We start from the raw sequence: 6,767 nt of genomic DNA on the forward strand, positions 1-6,767 counted from the left end.
CGCCGCTGTACCTGTATGCTCGTGTGCGTTTCTTGCTATGCGCAACGGCACGCGAGACCTCGGGTGCAGCAAGCACCCGGTCTNNNTAATAGGAGAGGGGCGATGAAGAAATGCAAACCTCGGGCGCAATGCGTCGCGATATCGCAAACGCACACTCAGTGTCATCGCCCGGCTTGACCGGGCGACCCAGTATTCCAGAGACATCAATGATCGAACCGAGAAGCCGCAGCGTACTGGATCCCCGCCTTCGCGGGGGACGACAGTCGAGCACTGCGCAGCTACTTCCGCGTCGTTGCGAGCGCCGCGAAGCAATCCATCTCACAGCGTAACGGAAGAATGGATTGCTTCACTACGCTCGCAATGACGGGGGATGGTCCGGCGCTCGCTGCAAGAAAATAATGCTACCCCAGCCGCAACTCAGCATACCCTTTCGCCGCCACCTCATCGCACCTTGCGCGGTACGCCGGCGCGCTGCCACTATAGCGGGCGACGATGCGGGTCTGCTTGCCCTCGACGTTGGAATTGATGCCGGTCATCCAGGAATTGACCTCGTTGGACAGCAGCCCCTCGCCAAGCGCCTTGACGTGATCGGTCCAGAATTTCACGCCCTCCGGCGTCGCCTCCAGCCGCGTCAGTCGCTTTTCCATCGCGAACAGGATCAGCCCGGTCACCCAGTCGACGCTGTATTCGATGCTGCGAGGAATATTGCCGAGCGCGGTGTGCGGCCCCATCAGCATCAGCATGTTCGGAAACTCATGCACCATGATGCCGAGATAGGTCTCCGGCCCGCGCTTCCACTTGTCCGTCAACCGCGCGCCGCCAACCCCGCGAAAGTCGATCTTGTCGAAACTGCCAGTGATGGCATCGAAGCCGGTCGCATAGATGATGATGTCGAATATGTATTCCCGATCGCTGGTCCTGATTCCATCAGGCGTGATCCGCTCGATCGGCGTTTCGTTGATGTCGACCAGCTCGACATTGTCCTGATTGTAGACCTCGTAATAGAAAGTTTCGAGCGGCAGCCGGCGCGTTCCAAAGCCGTGATTCCTGGGGATCAGCTTTTCCGCCACCGCCTGATTCTTCACGCGTTGTCTGATCTTGCGCGCGACGAACTCGGAGATCGTCGCGTTCGCCTTGCGGTCGATCAGTATGTCCTTGAAATTACCCTGCCAGATGCCGAAGCCGCGTTCGGCGTAAAGCTTCTCGTAAAACGCCTCGCGCTCCTCGTCCGACACCTCGAACGCGCCGCGAGGATCGGGCGTGTGCAGGAAGCAGGCAAAGGTCTCCTTGCAGCGGGCGAACATATCAGGGTAGCTCGCTTTGATCTTCGCCTGCGTCTCGGCGTCGATCTTGCCGTTGTGCAGCGGCGCGCACCAGTTCGGTGTGCGCTGGAACACGGTGAGATGGCCGACCTGTCCGGCGATGGTCTGGATGGTCTGCACGCCGGTAGCGCCGGTGCCGATCACGGCGACACGCTTGCCGGAAAAGTCCACCGGCGCCTTTGGCCATCGCGCGGTGTGGAAGGAGGCACCCTTGAAATCGTCGCGGCCCTCGATCCGCGGCAGCGTCGGCGTGGACAGCGGCCCGATCGCCGTGATCAGGAACCGCGTGCTGTGCTGGGCGCCATCCTCCAGCGTGATCGTCCAGCTCCGCGTATCTTCCGCGTACACCGCCGCCGTCACCCGGCTGCGAAACTGGATATCGCGGCGCAGGTCGAACTTGTCGGCGACATGATTGAGGTAGCGCAGCGTTTCCGGCTGGCCGGCAAAATGCTCCGACCACTCCCATTCCTGCAAAAGCTCCTGGGAGAACGAATAGCCGTAGGAATAGCTCTCGGAATCGAACCGCGCCCCGGGATAACGGTTCCAGTACCAGGTGCCGCCGACCTCAGTGCCGGCCTCGAACACCCGGATGCGCAAACCCTGTTCGCGCAAGCGGTAGAGCTGGTAAAGCCCCGACATGCCCGCGCCGATGATGATGGCGTCGAAATCCGGAATCGGCGTCGCTCCCGCGTTGATCGTTTGCGCCAAGGCTATCCGCTTCCATGTCCCTCGACAAACCCTGCATGGACGCGTGGCAGGGTTGCAGGTTTGCCATCGGCCTGTCGGCTTTACTCGCGACCGCATCTGCCCCTATCGTCGGGGTATGGAGCGCCCGGCAAGCGGCGACGGCAGGAGGGGAGGCAAGTGATGGCTGAGGCGCTGCGCAAGCTGGCCTCGATCGATGTCAGCGATCCCCACCTCTATCAGGATGACACCTGGCGCCCGCTGTTCGCGCAACTGCGCCGTGACGATCCCGTGCATTATTGCGAGGCGTCGGCGTACGGGCCTTACTGGTCGGTGACGCGCTACGACGACATTTTTGCAGTCGAGTTCGATCACGAAAACTATTCGTCGAGTTCGGAGCTCGGCGGTATTCAGGTGGCCGACCAGCCCAAAGGGCGCGAGATCTCCAATTTCATCCGGATGGACCCGCCCGGCCACACCGCGCAGCGCCGCACTGTGGCGCCTATCGTGGCACCGTCCAACTTGGCCAATTTCGAGCCGTTGATCCGCAAACGAACCTCTGATGTGCTCGACGCGCTGCCGCGCAACGAGACCTTCGACTGGGTCGAGCGGGTCTCGACCGATCTGACCAACATGATGCTGGCGACGCTGTTCGATTTTCCCTGGCAAGATCGCATGAGGCTGACCTGGTGGTCGGATGTCGCGATCGCCAATGTCGATTCGCCTGATGCCGTCGTGCACTCGGAAGCCGAGCGTTACGATGAACTGGCCAGGATGGGAGAGTATTTCCGGAAATTGTGGGACGCGCGTGCGGAGGCGCCGCCGACCTTCGACCTGATTTCGATGCTGGCGCACTCCGAGGCGACGCGAAACCTGCAACCGCGCGAATTCATCGGTACGATGGCGCTGCTGATCGTCGGCGGCAACGACACCACGCGCAATTCCATGAGCGGCGGGCTGATGGCGCTTTGCGAGAATCCCGAGCAGTTCGAACTGATCCGCGCCCGGCGCGAACTGATTCCGAACCTCGTTTCTGAAATCATCCGCTACCACACGCCGGTTCTGCACATGCGCCGCACCGCGCGCAACGACGTCGAGCTCGCCGGCCGCCGGATCACAAAAGGCGACAAGGTCGTGATGTGGTACATCTCCGGCAATCGCGACGAAGCCAAGATCGACTGTGCCGATGAATTCATCATCGACCGCGCCAAGCCGCGCCAGCATCTTTCCTTCGGCGCCGGCATTCACCGCTGCGTCGGCGACCGCTTGGCCGAGCAGCAAATCCGCATTCTTTGGGAGGAGATATTGGCAAGAGACCTTCGCTTCGAAATCATGGGCCCGCCACAACGCCTCTATTCAAATTTCATCCGCGGCATCCGCTCGCTCCCGGTGAAGATTGTGAATTGATGATATATCCCCGTCATTGCGAGCGAAGCGAAGTGACGAAGCAATCCATGCCTCCGCTTGCGGCACGATGGATTGCTTAGCTGCGCTCGCAATGACGAAAGAGAGAGTTGAGAAAGTAATGAACAAGAACGATCCCGTTGACGTCCTCATCATCGGCGCCGGCGCATCCGGTGCGGCGGTGGCGTGGAGTTTGGCCGAAACAAAGATGCACATCCTCTGCCTCGACCAGGGCGGCTGGATGAAGCCGTCAGAATATCCGAGCACCGGGCGCGACTGGGAGGCAAAATTCTACGGCGAGTGGTCGACCAGCCCGAACATTCGCGGCCGGCCCGAGGACTATCCGATCAACGACGACAACTCGCCGATCAAGGTCGTGAACTTCAACGGCGTCGGCGGCTCGACGGTGATGTACACCGCGCACTGGCCGCGGCTGCATCCAAGCGACTTCAAGGTGAAGACGCTCGACGGCGTCGCCGATGACTGGCCGATCGACTACGACGCACTCACGCCGTTCTTCGAGGAGAACGACCGGATGATGGGCGTCTCCGGCCTGTCGGGCGATCCGCTGTCACCGCTGACGCATCCGCCGATGCCGCCGCAACCGCTCGGGCTCTCCGGTCCGCTGATCGGCAAGGCCATGAACAAGCTCGGCTGGCACTGGTGGCCGTCGGACACGACCGTCGCGACGATGGATTACGAGGGCAGGGCGCGCTGCATCAATCTCGGCCATTGCACGCCGGCCTGCGCGCAAGGCGCCAAGGCCTCGACCGACATCACCTATTGGCCGCAGGCGGTCCGCGCCGGCGTCGAGCTCAAGACCCATTGCCGCGTGCGCGAGATCCTGACCAACGAGCACGGCATGGCCTCCGGCGTCGTCTACTACGACCAGGATGGCGTCGAGCAATTCCAGCCGGCCGAGGTCGTCATCATCGCCTGCAACGGCGTCGGCACGCCACGGCTGCTCCTGAACTCGGTCTCCGGCCGCTTCCCGAACGGGCTTGCCAATTCATCAGGGCTGGTCGGAAAGAACCTGATGTTCCATCCCTATGCGCAGATCTACGGTTTTGTGAAGGAGCCGACCGATAGTAATCGCGCGCCGCCGACCTGCCTCTGGAGCAAGGAGTTCTACGACACCGATCTGTCGCGCGGTTTCGTCCGCGGCTATGGCATCCAGTTCGGCCGTGGCGCGGGGCCGGTGTTCGAGGCGGTGGCGAGCGAGCAGAAGGGCATTCTGCCGTGGGGCGAAGATCATCACCGCGTCTTCCGAAAGCTGAACGGCCATCGGCTAGCGGTCTCCGCGATCTGCGAGGATCTGCCCGAGGAGCACAACCGCGTCACCCTCGATCCCGTGCTGAAGGACAGCCACGGCATTCCCGCGCCGAAGATCGATTACACGATCAGCGAGAACAGCCGGAAGATGATGGAGCATGGACTGGCGCGCGGCCGCGAGATTCTCGAGGCCGCCGGCGCAACCGACATCTGCATCAACAACCCGATTCCCTGGGGTGGCTGGCATCTGCTCGGTACCGCGCGGATGGGCACCGATCCTGCGCGCTCGGTCGTAAACGAATGGGGCCGATCGCATGACGTGAAGAACCTCTTCATCGTCGACGGCAGCGTGTTCGTGACCTCGGGCGGCGTCAACCCGACCTCGACCATCCAGGCGATCGCGCTCTATGTCGCCGACCAGATGAAGCAACGCCTTGCCAACCTCTTCGATTGAGACCGCCATGCTCGCAATATTTGAACTGACCTCAGCCCAACGCGACGATCTCCGCACCGTCGCGGCGATGATCATTCCCGCCAGCGACGAGTACAAGGTGCCCGGGGCGGACGACCCCGCTGTTCAGGCCGACATGCTGGCGACGCTCGGCCGCGACACCGCGCTGGTCGCGCAGGCGCTCGATCATCTCGCGCGTCTCGCAAGCCGGCCGCTGGCGGAACTCGACACGGCCAGGCGCGATGCCGTCGCGACCGAGTTCCGCGCCACCGGCGGTGCCGCGGCTGCAACGCTCGTCCGCGTCGTCCTGCAATGCTACTACCGCGACGACCGCGTGCTGCGCTCGCTTGGGCTCGAACTGCGCGCCCCGTTCCCGAAGGGCTACACGCTGGAGCATGGCGACTGGGCGCTGCTCGATCCCGTCAAGGCGCGGTCGGGCAAGCTGAGGCGGGCCTAGCAAGCCAGCCCTGCGCCCTTCGCAGGCACCTTGCGCAAGCGGTTCCCGGCCACCATCTGAGGAAGCCGAAGGAATCTCGCCATGCTGGATGTTACCTCAGATATCGCCGATGACGGGCTGTCATCGCGAACGGCCGAGCCTGCCCGGGATAACGACCGGGCTCTGCTCGATGCCTATTCCAATACCGTGATCGACGTCACCGAACGCGTCGGTCCTGCCGTCGTGCGCGTTGAAACCGGGCCGAAGGTGCGCAGTGCGCGCGAGCGCGGCGGGCTCGGCTCCGGCATCGTCATCTCGCCCGATGGTCTCGTGCTGACCAACAGCCATGTGGTCGGATCGTCGAAAGAGATCCGCCTGCGCGACACCGAAGGGTTCGTCACCGACGCGCATGTGCTCGGCGTCGATCCCGACACTGATCTCGCGCTATTGCGGGCCGATGGCGCGCGCGATCTGCGCTACGCCTCGCTCGGCAACTCCAAGAGCCTGCGCCGCGGCCAGCTCGTGGTCGCGATCGGCAATCCGCTCGGCTTCGAATCGACGGTGACTGCCGGCGTGGTGTCGGCGCTCGGCCGTTCGATCCGTTCGGTGAGCGGGCGGACCATCGAGGACGTGATCCAGACCGATGCCGCGCTCAATCCCGGCAATTCGGGCGGGCCGCTGGTGTCGTCGGCATCGGAGGTGATCGGCATCAACACCGCCATCATCAACGGCGCGCAGGGCATCTGCTTCGCGGTCGCCAGCAACACCGCGCAGTTCGTGCTGTCGGAGATCATCCGCCACGGCTATGTCCGCCGCGCCTATATCGGCGTTGCCGGCCAGACCGCGCCGATCCCGCGTCGGCATGCGGTGGTCGCCGGTGTCGACAACACGATGGGTGCGCTGCTGGCGCAGATCGAGCCGGACAGTCCCGCCGCGAAGGCCGGCCTGTTGCCGGGCGATGTCGTGATCAAGCTCGACGGCGTCGATATCAACGGCGTCGACGATCTGATCCGCGCCCTCGACCGCGATCGTATCGGCCGCACGCTCGCGATGGACGTGCTGCGGATGGGAAGGTTGCGCGGGATTGACATCCACCCGGTGGAGCGGAAGCCGGCTGCGAGGCAGTAACGGCGCGGCCCGCCGTTTACCCCTCTCCCCTTGTGGGAGAGGGTGGATCGAATGAGCGAAGCTCATTCGA

Annotated in this window: 5 protein-coding genes; 4 read left to right on the forward strand and 1 reads right to left on the reverse strand. The window is 63.4% G+C overall.

Annotated features, from left to right (window positions below; translation table 11 throughout):
- Positions 1-401: 401 nt before the first annotated feature.
- On the reverse strand, positions 402-2,030 hold the full coding sequence (locus tag CQ14_RS18555; RefSeq protein ID WP_057859275.1) for a flavin-containing monooxygenase: 1,629 nt from the start codon (positions 2,028-2,030) through the stop codon (positions 402-404).
- 159 nt (positions 2,031-2,189) lie between these two features.
- Here CQ14_RS18555 and CQ14_RS18560 point away from each other — a divergent pair, with 159 nt between their 5' ends.
- The 4 genes from CQ14_RS18560 to CQ14_RS18575 all read left to right on the forward strand — a co-directional run bounded on the left by CQ14_RS18560 (position 2,190) and on the right by CQ14_RS18575 (position 6,697).
- The gene (locus CQ14_RS18560) at positions 2,190-3,413 is read left to right on the forward strand and encodes a cytochrome P450 (protein ID WP_057859276.1); all 1,224 of its coding nucleotides are present in this window, start codon (positions 2,190-2,192) and stop codon (positions 3,411-3,413) included.
- A gap of 118 nt (positions 3,414-3,531) precedes the next feature.
- Positions 3,532-5,136, forward strand: coding sequence for a GMC family oxidoreductase (locus CQ14_RS18565; protein ID WP_057859277.1), 1,605 nt, complete (start codon positions 3,532-3,534; stop codon positions 5,134-5,136).
- Between the two features lie 7 nt (positions 5,137-5,143).
- A complete protein-coding gene (locus tag CQ14_RS18570; RefSeq protein ID WP_057859278.1) occupies positions 5,144-5,590 on the forward strand; it encodes a hypothetical protein in 447 nt (148 codons plus the stop codon).
- Positions 5,591-5,671: 81 nt separating this feature from the next.
- Positions 5,672-6,697 (forward strand): S1C family serine protease, encoded by a 1,026-nt coding sequence (locus tag CQ14_RS18575; protein WP_057859279.1) that lies wholly within the window; start codon positions 5,672-5,674, stop codon positions 6,695-6,697.
- Positions 6,698-6,767: the final 70 nt, after the last annotated feature.

The organism is Bradyrhizobium lablabi (assembly GCF_001440475.1).
GTDB lineage: Bacteria > Pseudomonadota > Alphaproteobacteria > Rhizobiales > Xanthobacteraceae > Bradyrhizobium > Bradyrhizobium lablabi.